The organism is Massilia hydrophila, from assembly GCF_020208145.1.
Lineage (GTDB): Bacteria > Pseudomonadota > Gammaproteobacteria > Burkholderiales > Burkholderiaceae_D > Telluria > Telluria hydrophila.
This window is the reverse complement of sequence record NZ_JAHYBX010000012.1, coordinates 113,570-131,709: the sequence shown is the minus strand read 5'-3', so window position 1 is coordinate 131,709 and position 18,140 is coordinate 113,570. Positions and strand designations below refer to the sequence as shown.

The window sequence follows — 18,140 nt, the reverse complement described above, 5'->3', positions numbered from 1 at the left end:
ACCAGGCCGAAGCCCGTGCTGCCGTTCGACTTGCATGTGTAAAGCATGCCGCCAGCGTTCAATCTGAGCCAGGATCAAACTCTTCAGTTCAATCTCTGTTTGTTGACACTTTCGTGTCACCGGCATTGCTGCCGGGTCGCTCACTCAAGATACTGACCGTCGCTCATTGCTGAGCAACGCTTAATACTTTTGTGAACATTTGATAATTTAAGTATGCAGCTGAGCGAACCCAGCCGGCACCTTCATCAAACGCCCACACTTATCGACTGTTGATTGTTAAAGAACCAGTGTTCCGTACTACCTTGCTGCACTGTGCGAAGCGTTGTGTTCGTCAGCAGCAGAGAAGTGAGATTATGCAGTGTTTCGCTAGAACCGTCAACCCCTCGTTCGCTTCGTTGCAGATTTCTCTGCGGACCTTTCTAACGTAAGCACTTGATTACGTTAACGTTTTCGGTCCTTGCCGAAGCGGAGGCGAACTATAGCAAAGCACGTCGGTGCTGCGCAAGTGGCTGGCTAAAAAATGATTACTCTTCGAAAGCGTAGCGGTACTGCCCAGGAGGCAGCATCAGCATCGGCGCTTTCTTGCCCGCCTCGACCATCACCATATCGGCAGGAACCGCTTCAGGACCGTCCTCCATATGGAAGGCCTGGATCAGTCGCCGCCCCTTCGCTGGCAAGAGTTCGCCCGGCACTGCCTGCGGCGACAACCCGGCCTGCGTCGCCATCCACAGCGGTCGTCCCGTTTCCACGATCCTGACCTCATCCGGGTGGACAACCTGCATATCGACCCTTCCGCGACTCGACCCGATCACTTCGTAGCCGCTCTCCGGGCCCGCAAGTACAAAGGGCCTGGACCGCGCAAACCGCCCGAGCACCGTGCGATAGAGCGGATGCTCGGCCGCGCGCTCGGGATAGGCGAACATCGTCGCCTGGTCGATTGTCAGGGGATCGGTTCCCAGGCGTTTCGCCAGGATCTCCGCGAGCATGGGATAGGGAATGGATCTGCCAGGGATCTGCCGTTCGGCTGCGTGGTCATAACCGACATAGATAAACACCTTCGCTTGCGGATCTCTGTCGAAGATGCGCTGGAGGAGGTTCTCCAGCCCCTCCTCTTCGCGCAGGCGCATCCGCTTCACCATGTCGCTCTCGCCTGTCGGTCCGCCCGTGTCGTAGCTGACGATCTTCCATTTGTCGAGCAAGGCGCTGCGCAGGAATTCGCCGTACATCGGCTCGCGTGAATAGAAGCCGGCATGCTTCTCGACCCTGCCATTGGCCAGCGGCGCCATCACCCCGGCGTCCAATGTCTCGCAGGCGAGGTAGTCGAATCCGAGCTTGCGCAGCTCGCGCGCCAGGCGAGCGGCAAACACCCTGTGCTGGGGTACGTGATGCGCCTCGTTGAGGATCACGACCTGATGGTTGCGCGCCTGAGCGACGATGGCCTCGATCGCGTCCTGGGCTGTGGCGCCCGCCAGGGCGCCGTTCGGAAGCTGCGCCGTGCGCTCGGCCATGAAGAGCTGGGTCCACCAGCCGAATGCACGGGCGGCGCCATCGGCGTCGCCGGCATTGGTCAGGTAGGTGCCGAGCATCTGGAGATACCGGCCCTTCGTTTCTTCGAGTGTTTTACGCTCGGCCGCCGACAGCTGGCCGAGCCTGTGGAAGTCGTCCAGCGCACCAATCTTTTCTTCCGCGGCGCGCAAGGGCGCAAGATACGTGGTCTTCTGGTCCGGCGCCGCCGCTGCGGACGCGGGTCCTGCCAGAGCGCACATCAGCGCGTTCACCAGCACGCATTTCCACAAGCGGACACCGGGCCGCATGTTCACTTTCCTTCGAAATTCGGCTTGCGCTTCTCGAGGAAGGCCGACATGCCTTCTTTCTGGGCCGGCGTTCCAAAGCCGGCGTGGAAGTAACGGCGCTCGTAGCGCACGGCTTCGCTCAGCGGCATCTGGTAAGCCTGGTTGACGCAATCCTTGATCTGCATCGCGACCGAGACCGGCATGTCGGCGATGCCCTGGGCGATCTTGATCGCTTCTTCCATCACGCTCTCTGCGGGATAGACACGTGACACCAGGCCGGTGCGCTCGGCTTCCGCGGCGTCGATCATGCGGGTGGTGAGCAGCAGGTCCATCGCCTTCGATTTGCCGATCGCGCGCGGCAGGCGCTGGGTGCCGCCGGCGCCTGGGGTCACGCCGACCTTGATTTCCGGCTGGCCGAACTTGGCGTTCTCCGCGGCGATGAGGAAGTCGCACATCATGGCCAGCTCGCAGCCGCCGCCCAGGCAGTAGCCCGACACCACGCCGATCACCGGCTTGCGGATGTTCAGGATGTGCTCCCAGTTGCGGCCGATGTAGTTGCCAGGGTAGGTGTCTGCCGCATAGGTGTAGTTCGCCATGGCCGCGATGTCGGCGCCGGCCGCGAATACCTTGTCGCTGCCGGTCAGGACAATGACGTTGACCGCCGGATCGGCGTCGAACTTGTACAGGGCGTCGCCCAGCTCGTTCATCATGTTGTCGTTCAGCGCATTCATCGCCTTTGGACGGTTCAGGCGGATCACGACAACCTTGCCGTGGTTTTCGATCAGCAGATCTGCATATTCCATGGACGTTCCTTGTGAGGTTTGAAAGGATTGCCGGGATTGTAGCGTCTCGCGCCATGCGGAACACGGGTATGATTATTTGTTCAGCAATATTCTGCGCGAGACCACCATTCCAGCCTTCGTCACCCACTGGCTCCGGCAGCGCATTTCCGCCGACTCGGTAATGCGCAAGGCCGACTTCCGCCGTTTCTGGTTCAGCAGCATCCTGGCCCACTTCGGCGCCCAGATCACGCTGCTGGCCCTGCCGATCTGCGCGGTCCTGATGCTGCATGCCACGCCGGCGCAGATGGGCACCCTGGCCGCCTTCGAAGCCCTGCCCTTCCTGCTGTTCGGCCTGCCCTCGGGCGTGCTGCTGGACCGCTGCCGCCGCCTGCCGGTGATGATGGCGAGCGATGCTGTGGTAGCGTTCGCGCTGGTCACCGTGCCGCTGGCCTGGTGGCTCGACATGCTCACCATTCGCTGGCTGTATGCGGTGGGCTTCGTGATCGGCGCCGGGCACGTGGTGGGCGGCAGCGCGGAGCAGGTGTTCCTGACCTTCCTGGTCGGGCGCGACGGCCTGGTCGACGCCCAATCGAAGTTTGCGGCCACGGAATCGGCAGCGCGCGTGGTCGGCCCGGGCATGGCGGGCGGACTGATACAGCTGCTGGGCGCCCCGATCGCCATCCTGTGCAATGTAACCGGCTTCATCGTCTCGCTGCTCAACCTGCGCCGCATCCGAGCGCGCGAACCGCAGCCGCCGGCCTCGAACGCGCATCCGCTGCGCGACATCCAGGAAGGCCTCGCCTTCGTCTGGCACCAGCCGCTGCTGCGCACCCTGGCCTGGGTGTCGGCCTGCTGGCACCTGCTGTTCTATGGCTATACCGCCTTGCACATCCTGTTCGCTACCCGCGTGCTCGGGATGACGCCAGGGACCATGGGATTGGCCAACATGCTGGGAGGACTGGGCGTTCTGGCAGCATCGCTGCTGGTCAAGCCTCTGTCGAAGCGTTTCGGTACCGGCGGCGGCATCCTGGTCGGCCTGGTCGTGTCGGCGCTCGGTTTCGCCATGGTTCCGACCATTCCGGCCGCGCTGTTCGGCAGCACCGCCTGGACCGTGGCCGCCTACGCCATCGTGGTGTTCTGGCTCGACTGCGGCGCCACGCTGTTCTTCGTGCCCTACATTGCCCTGCGCCAGCGCGTGACCCCGGACGCGGTGCTGGGCCGGATGGTAGCGACAATGCGCGCGCTCACGGTGGCTGCCGCGCCGCTCGGCGCCTTGCTGGCTGGCGCACTGGGTGAGGCTTTCGGCGTGCGTGCCGGCCTGGGATGGATTGCCGCCGGCGCCGTCCTGCTGGCGGCAGGCGGGGTATTCGGAACGCGTCTGAAGGAAACGAAAGGGTAAGCGCGCCTTAGGGTGAGGATCGCGGCAACAGCACCCAGACCGTGCCGCGCTGCTTCATCTTGCCCGCCCTGTCCATCGCCTCCGGCCCGAAGCCGTAGAAGAAGTCGGCCCGCACCGCACCGCGGATCGCCCCGCCGGTGTCCTGCGCCATCATCAGGCGCTGCAGCGGCAGTTCGCTGCCGGCTTCGGTCGTCGCCAGGTACAGCGGCGCGCCGAGCGGGATGAAGGACGGGTCGATCGCCACCGAGCGCCCAGGGGTGAGCGGTACGCCAAGCGCGCCTTTCGGACCGAGAGAAGGATCGGGCAGCTTCTCTTCACGGAAGAAGATGTAACTGGGATTGACGTTGAACAGCTCCTGGCGCCGCGCCGGATTGGCGGCGATCCAGGCGCGGATGCCCTGGGCCGTGGCCTGCTCGGCGGTGAGCTCGCCCTGCTCCACCAGCCAGCGGCCGATCGTCTTGTAGGGATGGCCGTTCTGGTCGGCGTAGGCCACGCGCACGGTCTCGCCACCTTCCAACTGTACCCGGCCCGAGCCCTGCACCTCGAGGAAGAAGGCTTCGACCGGGTCGTTCACCCACAGCAGTTCCTTACCGGCGAAGGGCGCGCGCGCGATCTCGGCGCGGGTGCTGTACGGAACCACGGTCTTGCCCGACAGGCGCCCGCGCAAACGCATACCCTTCAGCTGCGGATAGACGCTGGCCAGGTCGACAGTGAGAAGGTCGTCCGGCACCCGGTAGAGCGGCGTCTGGTATGCACCGCCGCGCTTGCGGGCGCCGTACAGCATCGCTTCGTAGTAACCCGTGATCAGGCCGGTGTCGGCTCCATCGGCGGCACGTACCAGATTGGGCACGAACCAGGATTCGAAGAAACGCCGTACCGCAGCGCCATCGGCGGCGTCGGTAGCGCGCGCGGCGACGCACACGGCCTTCCATTCAGGCTTGCTGGCCAGGCCACGGCAGGATTGCAGCAGCGCCGGCCAGGCTTGGCGCAGGTCGTCCTGTTCCCACCCAGGCAGGGCGCTGAAAGTGGTCGGCGTCATCAGGGGCGCCAGCGCCGGCGGCTGCACCGGCATCACCGGCTGCGTGGGCTGCTCCGGCACATAGACCGGACCGACCGGCGCCGGCATGCGCACCGGTGCCGGCGGCGGCGTGGTCGAGCAGGCTGCCAGCAGCGAGACGAGGACAAGCGAAGCGGTTACACTGCGGCGTGTTGAAAGCATAAGGACCGATATGTGGATCTTGATGGTGGAAGCTGGGGTGGCGCTGTTCCTGCTGGTCTTTATCGTGTGGTGGACCATGTTCGCCGGACGCAAGGACGTGCCCGAGGACCCGGTACAGGAAGAGCGCGATAACAAGCAATAATCAGTGCAGCGCGCCCGGCTGCGCCAGCACGAATTCCGGGATCGGCACTTCGAAGCGGTGCCCATCCTCGGCCACGCAGAAGTATTCGCCATACATCGAGCCCTGCGGCGTGCCTACCTGGGTGCCACTGGTGTACTCGAACTGCTGGCCCGGCTGCAGCAGCGGCTGGTGACCGACCACGCCCAGGCCGCGCACTTCCTGCGTCGCGTTGCTGGCATCCGTGATCACCCAGTGGCGCGAGATCAGCTGGGCCGCGATGCTGCCCGTGTTCTGGATCGTGATGGTGTAGCTGAACACGTACTGGTCGCGGTCCGGGTTGGACTGCTCCGGCAGGTACTGGGTCCTGACCTGGACAGCGAATTCATAGGCGGGCATGGTATTCCTTGCGTGATCGTCAATGGTAGGCGGGCGCCATATGGCGCAAAGGGCAATCATACTCCGCACCGCCGCCGCGCGGCGCCGCCGGCGCTGCAGCCTGGCCCTGCATGGGCGTAGAATACGGGCTTCGTCCTTACCTGCACCTCACCATGACCACCTACCGCATCGCTCCCAGCATCCTGTCCGCCGATTTCGCCCGCCTGGGCGAGGAAGTGCGCAATGTCGTCGCCGCCGGCGCCGACATCATCCACTTCGACGTGATGGACAACCACTACGTCCCGAACCTGACCATCGGCCCACTGGTATGCCAGGCGATCCGTCCGCATGTGCAGGTGCCGATCGACGTGCACCTGATGGTCAAGCCGGTCGACCGCATCATCCCGGACTTCGCCAAGGCCGGCGCCAACATCATCACCTTCCACCCGGAAGCCTCCGAGCACATCGACCGCACCTTGCAGCTGATTCGCGACCACGGCTGCAAGGCCGGCCTGGTGTTCAACCCGCACACGCCGCTGCACTATCTCGAGCACGTGATGGATAAGATCGACATGATCCTGATCATGTCGGTAAACCCGGGCTTCGGCGGCCAGTCCTTCATCCCCCAGGCGCTCAAGAAGATCGCCATGGCGCGCCGCATGATCGACGAATCGGGGCGCGACATCATGCTGGAGGTCGACGGCGGCATCAAGGCCGAGAACATCGCCGAAGCCGCAGCCGCGGGCGCCGACACCTTCGTCGCCGGTTCGGCCATCTTCGGCAAGCCGGACTACAAGGCCGTGATCGACGCCATGCGCGCCGAACTGGCCAAGGTCGGCAAATAATGCGGGCCGGCGCAGCAGGCATCCGGGCCGCCATCATCGACCTGGACGGCACCATGCTCGACACGGTGCCCGACTTCGAGGCGGCACTGAACGGCATGCGCGCCGACCTGGGCCTGGGCCCGATCACGCAGGACACCATCAAGCCGCTGGTCGGCAAGGGCTCCGAGAAGCTGGTGCGCGATGCCTTGCTGCTCGACTGGGACGCGGCGCGCGTGGACGCCGTCTTCGATGAAGCGCTGGACGGCTACCAGCGCCACTATCTTGCCATCAACGGCGATCGCAGTACGCTCTTCCCTGGCGTGCTCGAGGGGCTGGCCGCACTGAAGGCGCACGGCCTGCGCCTGGCCTGCGTGACCAACAAGCCGATGGCCTTCACCACGCCGCTGCTGGCGCAAAAAGGATTGGCGCCCTGGTTCGAGCTGGTTTACGGCGGCGACTCGTTCCCGAAGAAGAAGCCGGACCCGATGCCGCTGCTCGGCGTGTGCACCGCGTTCGACCTGCCGCCTTCGCAGGTCGTGGCGATCGGCGACTCCTCGAACGACGCCGAAGCGGCGCGCGCCGCGGGCTGCCATGTGCTCACCGTGCCATATGGTTATAACCACGGACGGCCTATACAAGAAATCAATTCCGATGGTATAGTGGATTCGCTGCTCGAAGCAGCCAAGCTGATATCTGTGCATAACACCACCGCAACTTAAGTCATCTATACATGTTTTTCACCAAAAAACACACTGTCAACCAGACCGGCGCCCTTGAGGCCTGGCTGTGGCGACGCTGGCAATCCTGGGCTAACTGACCCGTATCGATTGCTGCCGGCGGACTTCGTCCATCGGCAGGTTTTTTGAAGTGAACCACCGCCCTTCCCTCTCCCGGGCGGTCTGGAGAAAAGCATGACCGAACTCGAATTCCGCTCGCTGGCCAGCCAGGGCTACAACCGCATTCCGCTGATCGCCGAAGCTTTCGCCGATCTGGAAACCCCGCTGACCCTGTACCTGAAGCTGGCCCAGTCCCAGCAGGCCGGCAAGAATACCTTCCTGCTCGAGTCGGTGGTCGGCGGTGAGCGCTTCGGACGCTATTCCTTCATCGGCCTGCCGGCATCGACCCTGATCCGCAATACCGGCAAGCGCACCGAGGTCCTCAAGCACGGCGAGGTCGTCGAGACCCACGAGGGCGACCCGCTCGCCTTCATCGAACAGTTCCAGGCGCGCTTCAGGGTGGCGCTGCGTCCCGGCATGCCGCGCTTTTGCGGCGGCCTGGCCGGCTACTTCGGCTACGACACGGTGCGCCACATCGAGCGCAAGCTGGAACACGGCTGCCCGCCGGACACACTCGGCCTGCCGGAGATCCAGCTGATGCTGACCGAAGAGCTGGCGGTGATCGACAACCTGTCCGGCAAGCTGTACCTGATCGTGTATGCCGATCCGTCCCAGCCGGAAGCCTATGCGCGTGCACGCCAGCGCCTGAAGGATTTGCGGGTGATGCTACGCCGCAGCGTCGACGCGCCCGTGACATCCAGCTCGGTGCGGACCGAAGCGGTGCGCGATTTTTCAAAGGAAGACTACCTGAAGGCGGTCGCCCGGGCCCACGAGTATGTGATGGCGGGCGACCTGATGCAGGTGCAGATCGGCCAGCGCATCCGCAAGCCCTACGTGGATTCGCCGCTGTCGCTATACCGCTCGCTGCGTTCGCTGAACCCTTCACCCTACATGTACTACTACGATTTCGGCGACCTGCAGATCGTCGGCGCCTCGCCCGAGATCCTGGTGCGCAACGAAGCCCTGCAAGGTGCTGGCAACGAGAATGGCAAGAAGGTCACGCTGCGCCCGATCGCCGGCACCCGCCCGCGCGGCGCCACACCCGAACGCGATGCCGAGCTGGCGGCAGAACTGCTGGCCGACCCGAAGGAGGTCGCCGAGCACGTGATGCTGATCGACCTGGCGCGCAACGACATCGGCCGCATCGCGCAGACCGGCAGCGTCAAGGTGACCGACCGCATGGTCATCGAAAAATACTCGCACGTGCAGCACATCGTCTCCAACGTCGAAGGCCGGCTGAAGGACGGCATGTCGAACCTCGACGTGCTGCGCGCCACCTTCCCTGCCGGCACGCTTACCGGCGCGCCGAAGGTGCGCGCGATGGAAGTGATCGACGAACTCGAGCCCGTGAAACGCGGGATCTACGGCGGCGCCTGCGGTTACCTGTCCTTCGGCGGCGAGATGGACGTGGCGATCGCGATCCGCACCGGCGTGATCAAGGACGGCAACCTGTACGTGCAGGCCGCGGCCGGCATCGTGGCCGATTCCATCCCCGAGATGGAATGGCAGGAAACGGAAAACAAGGCGAGAGCCGTGCTGCGCGCGGCCGAACAGGTGCAGGACGGCCTGGATGGAGAGTTCTGACATGCTGCTCATGATCGACAACTACGATTCCTTCACCTACAACCTGGTCCAGTACTTCGGCGAGCTGGGGGAGGACGTGCGCACCGTGCGCAACGACGAGATCACCCTGGACGACATCGAAAACATGGCGCCGGCGCGCATCTGCATCTCGCCGGGACCGAAGGCGCCGCGCGATGCCGGTATCTCGCTCGACATCCTGCGCGCGTTCAAGGGCAGGCTGCCGATCCTGGGCGTGTGCCTCGGCCACCAGGCGATCGGCGAAGCGTTCGGGGGCAAGGTGATTCGCGCCAAGCAGGTCATGCACGGCAAGACCTCGCTCGTCGCCCACACCGGCGAAGGCGTTTTCAAGGGCTTGCCGAGCCCCTTCACCGTGATCCGCTACCACTCGCTGGCGATCGAACGCGCGTCGCTGCCGGACTGCCTGGAGGTGACGGCATGGACCGACGACGGCGAGATCATGGGTGTGCGCCACCGGGACTACGACATCGAAGGGGTGCAGTTCCACCCCGAGTCGATCCTGTCGGAACACGGCCACGCGCTGCTGAAGAACTTCCTGGCGCGCTGATGCGCCTTCACGCATTCGCCGCGGCCGCGGCGAATGCGTCCCCATCACGTCTAGCCCTACTGGAACCGCCATGCCGATCACCCCACAAGAAGCCCTGCTGCGCTGTATCGAACACCGAGAAATCTTCCACGACGAGATGTTGCACCTGTTCCGCGAGATCATGTCGGGCCAGATGTCGCCAACCATGGTTGCGGCCTTGACCGTGGGCCTGCGCGTGAAGAAGGAAACCATCGGCGAGATCACCGCTGCCGCGCAGGTGATGCGCGAATTCGCGACCAAGGTGCCGATGGCCGATACCACCGGCCTGCTCGACATCGTCGGCACCGGCGGCGACGGCGCCCATACATTCAATATCTCGAGCGCTTCGATGTTCGTGGCGGCAGCCGCCGGGGCGCGCGTGGCCAAGCATGGCGGGCGCAGCGTGTCCTCGTCCTCCGGCAGCGCCGACCTGATCGAGTCGCTCGGCGCCCAGATCGACCTGAAACCCGAGCAGATCGCCCAGTCGATCGCCCAGACCGGCATCGGCTTCATGTTCGCGCCGAACCACCATGCCGCCATGAAGCACGTGGCGCCGGTGCGGCGCGAGCTGGGCGTGCGCAGCATCTTCAATATCCTGGGGCCGCTGACCAACCCGGCCGGCGCGCCGAACATCCTGATGGGCGTATTCCACCCCGACCTGGTCGGCATCCAGGTGCGGGTGCTGCAGCGCCTCGGCGCCCAGCATGCGCTGGTGGTCTGGGGACGCGATAACATGGACGAAGTCTCGCTCGGCGCCGGTACGTTGGTCGGTGAACTCGTCAATGGCGAGATCCGCGAATACGAGATCCATCCGGAAGACTTCGGCATGGCGATGGTCTCGAGCCGCAACCTGAAAGTGGCGAATACCGCGGAGTCGAAAGCGCGCGTGCTGGAAGCGCTGCGCGGCGAACCGGGACCGGCCTGCGACATCGTGGCCCTGAATGCCGGCACCGCCCTGTATGCGGCCGGGGTGGCGGCCTCGATCGAGGAAGGCCTGGCGAAAGCGCGTGCCACGATCGCGTCGGGCGCGGCCCTGGCCAAGCTCGAGCAATTCGTGCAGGTAAGCCGCCAGCTGGCAGGAAATCACTAATGCTCGTCTCCCTGCAACACTAAGGTTCCCATGTCCGACATCCTGAACAAGATCCTGGCCGTCAAGGCCGACGAAGTGACCGCGGCGAAGAAGGCGCGCGATCTGGCCAGCCTGCGCCGCGAGGTGGAAAGCGACCTGGAAGCACGCCGCGCCATCCGCGGTTTCGAGAACAGCCTGCGCAACAAGATCGCTGCCGGCCAGGCCGGGATCATCGCGGAAGTGAAGAAAGCCTCGCCCTCGAAAGGCGTGCTGCGTCCGGACTTCCAGCCGGCAGCGATCGCGCAGAGCTACGCCGAACACGGCGCGGCCTGCCTCTCGGTGCTGACCGACGTGCAGTTCTTCCAGGGTTCGGTGGACTACCTGCGCCAGGCCCGTGCGGCGTGCGCGCTGCCAGTGATTCGCAAGGACTTCATCGTCGACCACTACCAGGTGTACGAAGCGCGCGCGATGGGCGCGGATGCGATCCTCCTGATCGTGTCGGCACTGGACCACGGCCTGATGGCGGAACTGGAGGCCTGCGCGTTTGACCTCGGCATGGACGTGCTGGTCGAAGTGCACGATGGCGACGAATTGACTGCGGCACTGAAACTAAAGACCCCGCTGGTGGGCATCAACAACCGCAACCTGCGCACCTTCGAGGTGTCGCTGGACACGACGCTCGGCCTGCTGCCGAGGATCCCGGCAGAACGCCTGGTGGTGACCGAGTCGGGCATCATGGGGCCCGCGGACGTGAAACGCATGCGCGACGCGAACGTGCACGCTTTCCTGGTCGGCGAGGCCTTCATGCGGGCGCCGGAGCCGGGCGCGGAACTGCAGCGGCTGTTCGGCTAGCACCGTCCCGGACGGGAACTCCGGAGGATGAGCAGCGTCGAAGTTAAGCGCCCGCGAGGCGCCAACCTGGAACGCTCTCTCATCCGCCATGAACATTTCACGTCGCAGCAAAGCGCACGGCGCTGTCCTGCTTGCCATCCTGTGCGGGTGCGCGTCGCCGCCACCCGACAGTCCCGCCAATGCGCGCGTCACGCTGCGCATCGACCCGATGCCGACACCGGCCCCGGTCGCGGCCCCCTCTTCCACGCTCGACGCCTACAAGCTCGATGTCGCCCGGCATGTCCTGGCGCGCAATGCGGAGCGCGTATTCAGCGGCCGCCTGCCGCCGATGCTGCCGGCGATCGTGGTGCTCAACATTACGGTCGACCGCGATGGGCGATTAACCGAGGTGCAGGTACAGCGCTCGCGCGATCCGGATGCGTCAAAGGTAGCACTGGATTCCATGCGGCGCAGCGGACCGCTGCCCCGGCCCGACGGCCTGCTGGCGACCCACATGCACGCGATGAGCTTTTCCGAAACCTTCCTGTTCGACCACGACTACCGCTTCCAGCTGCGTAGCCTGGCCGGGCCGCAATAGGCGGCGACTGGCGCCGCCAGGCTTCAGCGGCCCAGCACGTTCAGCACCGCCAGGCTCATGGCCTGCGCGGCGGTCTTGATCGACGGCTCGGGCACCGGCGCGTAGAACGGCGAATGGTTGAAGGCGATCGGCTTGCCGCCTTCCCGTTCCGCTTCGAGCACCGTTTGGGGGTCGTAGACGCCCGTGAAGAAGAACATCGAAGGAATGCCCTCGTTGACGAAGAGCGAGAAATCTTCGCTGGCGGTCATGGCCGGCATGCGCTGGGCGTTCGCGGCACCGAAGGCATCCTTGAACACGGCTTCGGTGCGGTTCACCAGGGCTTCGCTATTGACAATGGCGGCGCCGCCGCTGATGAGCTGCACGTCCGGCGCCGGTGCCCCGGCCATGGCGGCCGACGCATTCGCCACACGGCGCACGCCGTCGAGCAGTCTGGCGCGCACGGCCGGGCTGTAGGAACGGATGGTGCCGCGCACCTGCACGCTGTCCGGGATGATGTTGCCCACCGTACCGCCCTGGATCGCGCCGATGGTCACCACGCCGAATTCCTTCGGATCCTTCTCGCGGCTGACCACGGTCTGCACGTCGACCACAAAGCGGGCGGCAACCAGGATCGGATCGAGCGATTTGTCGGGCGCCGAGCCATGGCCGCCACGGCCCCTGAACACGATCTCGATCGCATCCGAGTTCGACGAGACCGGACCGGCATTGAAACCAACCGTGCCATGCGCCAGCGGCCAGGAATGCAGGGCAAACGCGTAGTCCGGTTTGGGAAAGCGCGTAAACAGGCCGTCGTCCAGCATGGCCCTGGCGCCGGAGACGATCTCTTCGGCCGGCTGGGCGATGAAGACCAGCGTGCCTTTCCATGTCGCCTTCATCTCGGCCAGCGTGCGCGCGCTGCCCAGCCAGCTGGCCATGTGGACATCGTGGCCGCAGCTATGGGTGACGAAGGTCTCGGCGCCATTGCTCATCGCCCTGGCCCGGCTGGCGTAGGGCAGGCCGGTCTTTTCTTCCATCGGCAGGCCGTCCATCTCGGTACGCACCAGGACCGTCGGACCGGGGCCGTTCTTCAGGAGCGCGACGATGCCGGTCTTGCCGACCTTTTCGGTGACCTCGAAGCCGAGCTTGCGCATCTCATGGGCCAGCTTACCGGCGGTGCGCACTTCCTGGAAAGCGATTTCGGGGTGGGCGTGCAGGTCCTTGTACACCGTGTCGAGCCAGGGGTACATGGCGTTGACGCGGGTGTTGATGTCGGTTTTCAGGGGAGCGGGGAGCTGGGCGGAGGCAGAGCTGGTGGCAAGCAGCAGGACGGCGATCAGGGCGGTTTTCAAGCGGGGCCTCGGTTCAGGGTGGAGTTGAACGCGTGGGCGGGAAACCCGCCCACCCTACAACAGCTTAGATACTGCTGGGGCGCTTCAGGACTGCAGCCTTGCGGGCGGATGCCGCCGGCGCCAGGCTGATGCCCGGTGCGCGATCGCCCTGCAGGATCACGTCGAACTCCATCAGCTCGTCGCGCCGGAAGGCGTGGATGCGCACCGTGTCGCCGACACGGTAGCGGCCCAGCAGGGTGTCGACGTTCGCCGGGTTGCCGGTGACGCGCAGGCCGTCGATCGCGATGATGACGTCGTGCGCGGACAGGCCCGCGCGGTGGGCGGCGCCTCCCTCGTGCACCTGGCTCAGCTTGGCGCCGAGCGGATCGCGGCCGATGTTCGCGTCGAGCGAGGGCTTGCCGCTCTTGCGCTCGTCCACCAGTTTCAGGCCGAAAGGCGCATACAGCTTGGCCAGCGGCAGGTCTTCGGTGCCGCGCACCCAGCGCTCGAACTGGGTGCGCAGGCGCGCGCCGGCCACTTCGTCGAAGATGGCCTCGACCTGCGCCTCGCCCACGCCACGGCCGCCGCCCTGGTAGAAGTCGCGGCCGAAGCGTTCCCACAGCACGCGCATCACGTCATCGAGCGACCTGGCGCCATTCGTTCTGGCGCGGATGGTGAGATCGAAGGCCAGGCCGATCAGCGAACCCTTGGTGTAGTAGCTGATGATCGCGTTCGGCGAGTTCTCGTCCTGGCGGTAGTACTTGCTCCAGGCGTCGAAGCTGGACTCGGCCACGCTCTGCTTCAGGCGTCCGCTCCCGCGCAGGACGCCTGCCATGGTCTTGGACAGCAGCTTGAAATAGGTGGGCTCGCCGATGATCCCGGCGCGCACCAGCATCAGGTCGTCGTAGTAGCTGGTGAAACCTTCGAACAGCCACAGCAGCGGCGTGTAGTTCTCCACCTGCAGGTCGTAGGGCGCGAACACGGCCGGCTTGATGCGCTTGACGTTCCAGGTATGGAAGTATTCATGGCTGCACAGGCCGAGGAAGCGCAGGTAGCCCTCGCCCGGCTCGCCGCCCTTCGACGTTCCCAGGCCCGGCAGGTCGGCGCGGGCGCAGATCAGGGCGGTGGAAGCGCGGTGTTCCAGGCCGCCGTAGCCGTCGCCGACCGCCATCGTCATGAACACGTAGCGTTCCATCGGGGCCCGCTTCGTTTGCGGTTCGAAGAAGGCGATCTGGGTTTCGCAGATCGCCTTCAGGTCGGTTTGCAGGCGCGCCATGTCGAGATTCGGCACGCGGCCGGTGACCACGATGTCGTGCGGGACGCCATGCGCCTTGAAGCTCGCCAGCTGGAAGTCGCCCATCTCCACCGGATGGTCGATCAGCTCGTCGTAGTCGCCCGCGACATAGGTGCCGAAACCGTAGCGCCTGGCGCCCAGTTCCTTCATCGCGGTAGCGACGCGCCAGGTCTTCGCCGCCGGGTCGGCGGGACGCTGGATGTCGACCTGGTGCGGCTGGCCCTCCAGGCCGAGCACGCGCAGGAAGACGCTGGTGCCGTTGAAGAAGCCATGGGTCTGGTCGAGGTGGGCGGCGCGCACCGACAGGTCCCAGGCATACACCTCGTAGTGCAGGGTCAGGGGGCCGGCGCTCTTCGCGGCGCGCCAGCTATGCTTGTCCAGCTTGGCGAGCGCCACTTCCTGGCCGCCGCTTTCGGCACGGATGCGCACGATGTTGCGGGCGAACTCGCGGATCATGTAGCTGCCCGGGATCCATGCCGGCAGCGCGAACACCTGCCCGTCCGGATCGGGAGACGCCACCGTGAGCGTGACATCGAACAGGTGGCCGGCCAGGTCCTTCGGCACGATGGTGTAGAGGATGGCCGGTTGCGTTTTCTGCGAAGGTTTTTTCATATGATTGTTGTTCATGCGGCAGGAATATCCTTCCAGTGTAATCGGATTCGATCACGACTGGAAACAATGACATGCATATGTCCCGGCGCTAGCGCCGCTCACGGCGCGAGGTCGGCCGGCGTATCGATGTCGCGCAGGATGCCGGGATCGTCCACCGCCACCCCGGTCAAGGGATGCAGCGCCAGCAGCCGGCGCGCGCCCTGCTCGCCCTCCATGGCCAGCAGCGCATCGCGGTGGACGGCGCCGAAACCGATGGGATTGCCGCGCTGGCCGCCATGCAGCGGCGCCGCGATGCCGGCGCCGCCGAGCAGCGCGTCGCGCAGCGCGGCCAGGGTCGATGGCGCCACCCAGGGCATGTCGCCCAGCGCCACCAGCCAGCTGTCCGCGGGCAGCGACTGGCGCACGGATTGCCGTACTGCGTGGGACAGCGAAGCGCCCATGCCGCTGTCGGCATCCGGGCACACGCTCACTTCGCAGCCGAGCGCGCGCAGGAGCTTGCCCACGCCGCCATCCGCGGGCGCCACGACGGCGAATACGCGCGGCACGCAGGACAGCAGCAGGCGCGCGCTGGCGGCGACCACCGGTTCGCCGTTCGGCAGGCGCTGGAGCAGCTTGTTGCGCGCGCCGGCCGGATCGAAGCGGCGCCCGCGGCCGGCCGCGAGCAGGATGCCGGCCAGGGAAGTGCCGCACATGCCCGTCAGGCCGAAGCCAGGTCGAAGGGCAGCTTGCGCAGGCGCTTGCCGGTAAGCCGGAACACGGCGTTGGCAAAGGCCGGCGCCAGCGGCGGCAGGCCGGGCTCGCCGATGCCGGTGGGCGGATCGTTCGAGGGCACGATGTGCACCTCGACCTGCGGCATCTCGTGGTGGCGTGCGACCACGTAGTCGCCGAAGTTCTGCTGTTCGACCACGCCATCCTTGAGGGTGATGGCGGCGCCCGGGAGGGTCATGCCCAGGCCCATCAGGGCCGCGCCCTGGATCTGCGCCTCGATCGACAGCGGGTTCACCGGCTGGTTGCAATGCACGCCGGCGACCGCGCGATGCAGCTTGGGCACACCGTCCGCCACCGAGGCTTCGACCACCCAGGCCACCACCGAACCGAAGGACTCGTGCACGGCCACGCCCCAGGCGCGCCCCTTGGCCAGCTTCTTGCTGCTGTAGCCGGACTTCGCCACCGCCAGGTCGAGGGCCGCGCGGTGGCGCGCATGCTTCTCGCCCATCAGGCCCTTGCGGTAGGTGACCGGGTCGACCCCGGCGATGTGGGCCGCCTCGTCGATCAGGGTCTCCATCACATAGGCGGTATGGGTGGAGCCGACCGAGCGCCACCACAGCACCGGCACGTTCTGCTTCACGCCCTCGACACGCAGGTTCATGGGCACCGCATACGGCTGGCCCATGCCCTCGACCGTGCTGCCGTCCACGCCATCCTTGACCATGCCCTGCTCGAACATGGTGCCGGCCATGATCGACTGGCCGACGATTTTGTGGTCCCAGGCGACGATCTTGCCTTTCCCATCGATGCCGAGCTCGGCGCGGTGCACGTAGGACGGGCGGTAGTAGCCGCCGCGGATGTCGTCCTCGCGGCTCCATACCAGCTTGACCGGGCCGCTCTTGCCAGCCGCGCGCCAGGCCCTGGCGACGCGCACCGCGTCGCCGACCCAGTCCGAGGACAGCACCGCGCGGCGGCCGAAGCCGCCGCCGGCCATCATGGTGTGGATCGTCACCTGCTCCGGCTTGAGGCCGAGCAGGCTGGCGGCCACCTGCTGGTCGACCGTCTGCGACTGGGTGCCGGCCCAGATCGTGCAGGCCTCAAGCTTCAGGTCGACCACGCAGTTGAGCGGCTCCATCGGCGCATGGGCGAGATAGGGGAATTCGTAGAGCGCCGAGATCTTGTGGGTGGCACCGGCCAAGGGCGCCATGTCGGCCTTGCGCGCGACACTGCCGCCGGGCGCATTGGCCAGCTGGCGGTATACCTCCAGCTGGCGTGCACTGTCCACCTTCTCGACCGCGCTGGTGTCCCATTCGGCCTGCAGGGCATCGCGCCCCTGCTTCGCCGGCCAGTAACCGGTGGCGAACACGGCGATGCCGCGGGCGCCGCGGTCCAGTTCCACTTCCAGCACCTCCACCACACCTTTCACGGCGCGGGCGGCGGCGGCATCGAACTTCGCCACCCTGGCGCCGAACACCGGCGGACGCGCCACCAGCACGCTCACGGCATTCTGCGGCGTGAAGTCGATGCCGAACTGCTGGCGCCCGCTCGACTTGGCGCGCGCATCGAGGCGGCGCATCGGCTTGCCGATGTAGCGGAAGGCTTTCGGCTCCTTCAGCACCACGGTGGCGGGTACCGGCTGCTTCATCGCGGCCTCGGCCAGTGAACCGTAGCTCGCCTTCTGGCCGTTCGGGCCCAGCACCATGCCTTTCGCGGTACTGCAGCGGCCCGGCTCGACCTTCCACTGCTCGGCCGCCGCGGCGACCAGCATGGCGCGGGCGCGGGCGCCGATCTCGCGGTATTGCAGGAAGCCACGTGCGATGCTGCCCGAGCCGCCGGTGATCTGCATGCCGAAGGCGGGATCCTTATAAACGTCGCCGGCCGGGGCCAGCTCGCCGCGCATCTGCGACCAGTCGGCGTCGAGTTCCTCGGCGATCAGCATCGGCAGCGAGGTGTGCACGCCCTGGCCGAACTCGAGGCGGTTGACGATCACGGTAACCGTGTTGTCCGGGGCCACGCGCAGGAAGGCGTTGGGCGCGTACACCTTGGCCTGCGCGGCATGGGCGAAGCGGTGGGCGCCCGGCAGGGTAAAGCCCAGCACCAGGCCGCCCGTGGCGGCGCCCGCTGCCTTCATGAAGCCGCGGCGCGACAGGCCGGTGCCGGCGGCACGCGCGCTGGCCGCGCGGTCGATCCAGTCGAAGTTCATGG

At 66.0% G+C, this 18,140-nt stretch carries 17 protein-coding genes and 1 rRNA gene; 9 read left to right on the top strand and 9 right to left on the bottom strand.

The genetic code is table 11. The features are described 5' to 3' along the window. The 3 genes from LE190_RS20460 to LE190_RS20450 form a co-directional block, all read right to left on the bottom strand. A 16S ribosomal RNA gene (locus tag LE190_RS20460) occupies positions 1–90 on the bottom strand; the annotation flags it as partial. A gap of 434 nt (positions 91–524) precedes the next feature. Further along, positions 525–1,814: a hypothetical protein gene (locus LE190_RS20455; protein ID WP_225240436.1), complete on the bottom strand. Its 1,290-nt coding sequence runs from the start codon at positions 1,812–1,814 to the stop codon at positions 525–527. 2 nt (positions 1,815–1,816) lie between these two features. Beyond that, positions 1,817–2,596 (bottom strand): enoyl-CoA hydratase-related protein, encoded by a 780-nt coding sequence (locus tag LE190_RS20450; protein WP_225240435.1) that lies wholly within the window; start codon positions 2,594–2,596, stop codon positions 1,817–1,819. Between the two features lie 76 nt (positions 2,597–2,672). Here LE190_RS20450 and LE190_RS20445 point away from each other — a divergent pair, with 76 nt between their 5' ends. Then, positions 2,673–3,974, top strand: a complete 1,302-nt coding sequence (locus LE190_RS20445) for an MFS transporter (protein WP_225240434.1) — start codon at positions 2,673–2,675, stop codon at positions 3,972–3,974. A 7-nt stretch (positions 3,975–3,981) separates the two neighbouring features. Here LE190_RS20445 and mltA read toward each other — a convergent pair whose 3' ends face one another. Beyond that, positions 3,982–5,193: a murein transglycosylase A gene (mltA, locus tag LE190_RS20440; RefSeq protein WP_225240433.1), complete on the bottom strand. Its 1,212-nt coding sequence runs from the start codon at positions 5,191–5,193 to the stop codon at positions 3,982–3,984. Positions 5,194–5,203: 10 nt separating this feature from the next. Between mltA and LE190_RS21860 the strand changes: the two genes are divergently transcribed. Beyond that, the gene (locus tag LE190_RS21860) at positions 5,204–5,335 is read left to right on the top strand and encodes a hypothetical protein (RefSeq protein ID WP_267875348.1); all 132 of its coding nucleotides are present in this window, start codon (positions 5,204–5,206) and stop codon (positions 5,333–5,335) included. Here LE190_RS21860 and apaG read toward each other — a convergent pair whose 3' ends face one another. After that, positions 5,336–5,710 carry a Co2+/Mg2+ efflux facilitator ApaG/CorD gene (gene apaG / locus LE190_RS20435; RefSeq protein ID WP_224948176.1) on the bottom strand — a complete coding sequence of 125 codons (375 nt, stop codon included), beginning with the start codon at positions 5,708–5,710 and terminating at the stop codon, positions 5,336–5,338. A 152-nt stretch (positions 5,711–5,862) separates the two neighbouring features. Between apaG and rpe the strand changes: the two genes are divergently transcribed. The 7 genes from rpe (at position 5,863) to LE190_RS20400 (ending at position 12,014) form a co-directional block, all read left to right on the top strand. Next, a complete protein-coding gene (rpe, locus tag LE190_RS20430; protein ID WP_224948175.1) occupies positions 5,863–6,534 on the top strand; it encodes a ribulose-phosphate 3-epimerase in 672 nt (223 codons plus the stop codon). Beyond that, positions 6,534–7,232, top strand: a complete 699-nt coding sequence (locus LE190_RS20425) for a phosphoglycolate phosphatase (protein ID WP_225240432.1) — start codon at positions 6,534–6,536, stop codon at positions 7,230–7,232. The genes rpe and LE190_RS20425 overlap by 1 nt, the downstream gene beginning before the upstream one ends. 192 nt (positions 7,233–7,424) lie before the next feature. Further along, complete coding sequence (gene trpE, locus LE190_RS20420) at positions 7,425–8,933, top strand: anthranilate synthase component I (protein WP_225240431.1); 1,509 nt, start codon at positions 7,425–7,427, stop codon at positions 8,931–8,933. A gap of 1 nt (position 8,934) precedes the next feature. Continuing rightward, complete coding sequence (locus tag LE190_RS20415; RefSeq protein WP_225240430.1) at positions 8,935–9,498, top strand: anthranilate synthase component II; 564 nt, start codon at positions 8,935–8,937, stop codon at positions 9,496–9,498. 70 nt (positions 9,499–9,568) lie between these two features. After that, positions 9,569–10,606, top strand: coding sequence for an anthranilate phosphoribosyltransferase (gene trpD, locus LE190_RS20410; RefSeq protein WP_225240429.1), 1,038 nt, complete (start codon positions 9,569–9,571; stop codon positions 10,604–10,606). Positions 10,607–10,636: 30 nt separating this feature from the next. Then, positions 10,637–11,437, top strand: a complete 801-nt coding sequence (trpC, locus tag LE190_RS20405; RefSeq protein ID WP_225240428.1) for an indole-3-glycerol phosphate synthase TrpC — start codon at positions 10,637–10,639, stop codon at positions 11,435–11,437. Between the two features lie 88 nt (positions 11,438–11,525). Continuing rightward, on the top strand, positions 11,526–12,014 hold the full coding sequence (locus tag LE190_RS20400; protein WP_225240427.1) for an energy transducer TonB: 489 nt from the start codon (positions 11,526–11,528) through the stop codon (positions 12,012–12,014). Between the two features lie 23 nt (positions 12,015–12,037). On the opposite strand, the gene LE190_RS20395 is transcribed toward LE190_RS20400, so the two are convergent. The 4 genes from LE190_RS20395 to LE190_RS20380 form a co-directional block, all read right to left on the bottom strand. Then, positions 12,038–13,342 carry an amidohydrolase gene (locus LE190_RS20395; RefSeq protein WP_225240426.1) on the bottom strand — a complete coding sequence of 435 codons (1,305 nt, stop codon included), beginning with the start codon at positions 13,340–13,342 and terminating at the stop codon, positions 12,038–12,040. Between the two features lie 64 nt (positions 13,343–13,406). Then, positions 13,407–15,227: a M61 family metallopeptidase gene (locus LE190_RS20390; protein ID WP_225240440.1), complete on the bottom strand. Its 1,821-nt coding sequence runs from the start codon at positions 15,225–15,227 to the stop codon at positions 13,407–13,409. Between the two features lie 98 nt (positions 15,228–15,325). After that, positions 15,326–15,919 carry a nucleotidyltransferase family protein gene (locus tag LE190_RS20385; RefSeq protein ID WP_225240425.1) on the bottom strand — a complete coding sequence of 198 codons (594 nt, stop codon included), beginning with the start codon at positions 15,917–15,919 and terminating at the stop codon, positions 15,326–15,328. Between the two features lie 5 nt (positions 15,920–15,924). Further along, positions 15,925–18,138: a xanthine dehydrogenase family protein molybdopterin-binding subunit gene (locus LE190_RS20380; RefSeq protein WP_225240424.1), complete on the bottom strand. Its 2,214-nt coding sequence runs from the start codon at positions 18,136–18,138 to the stop codon at positions 15,925–15,927. Positions 18,139–18,140: the final 2 nt, after the last annotated feature.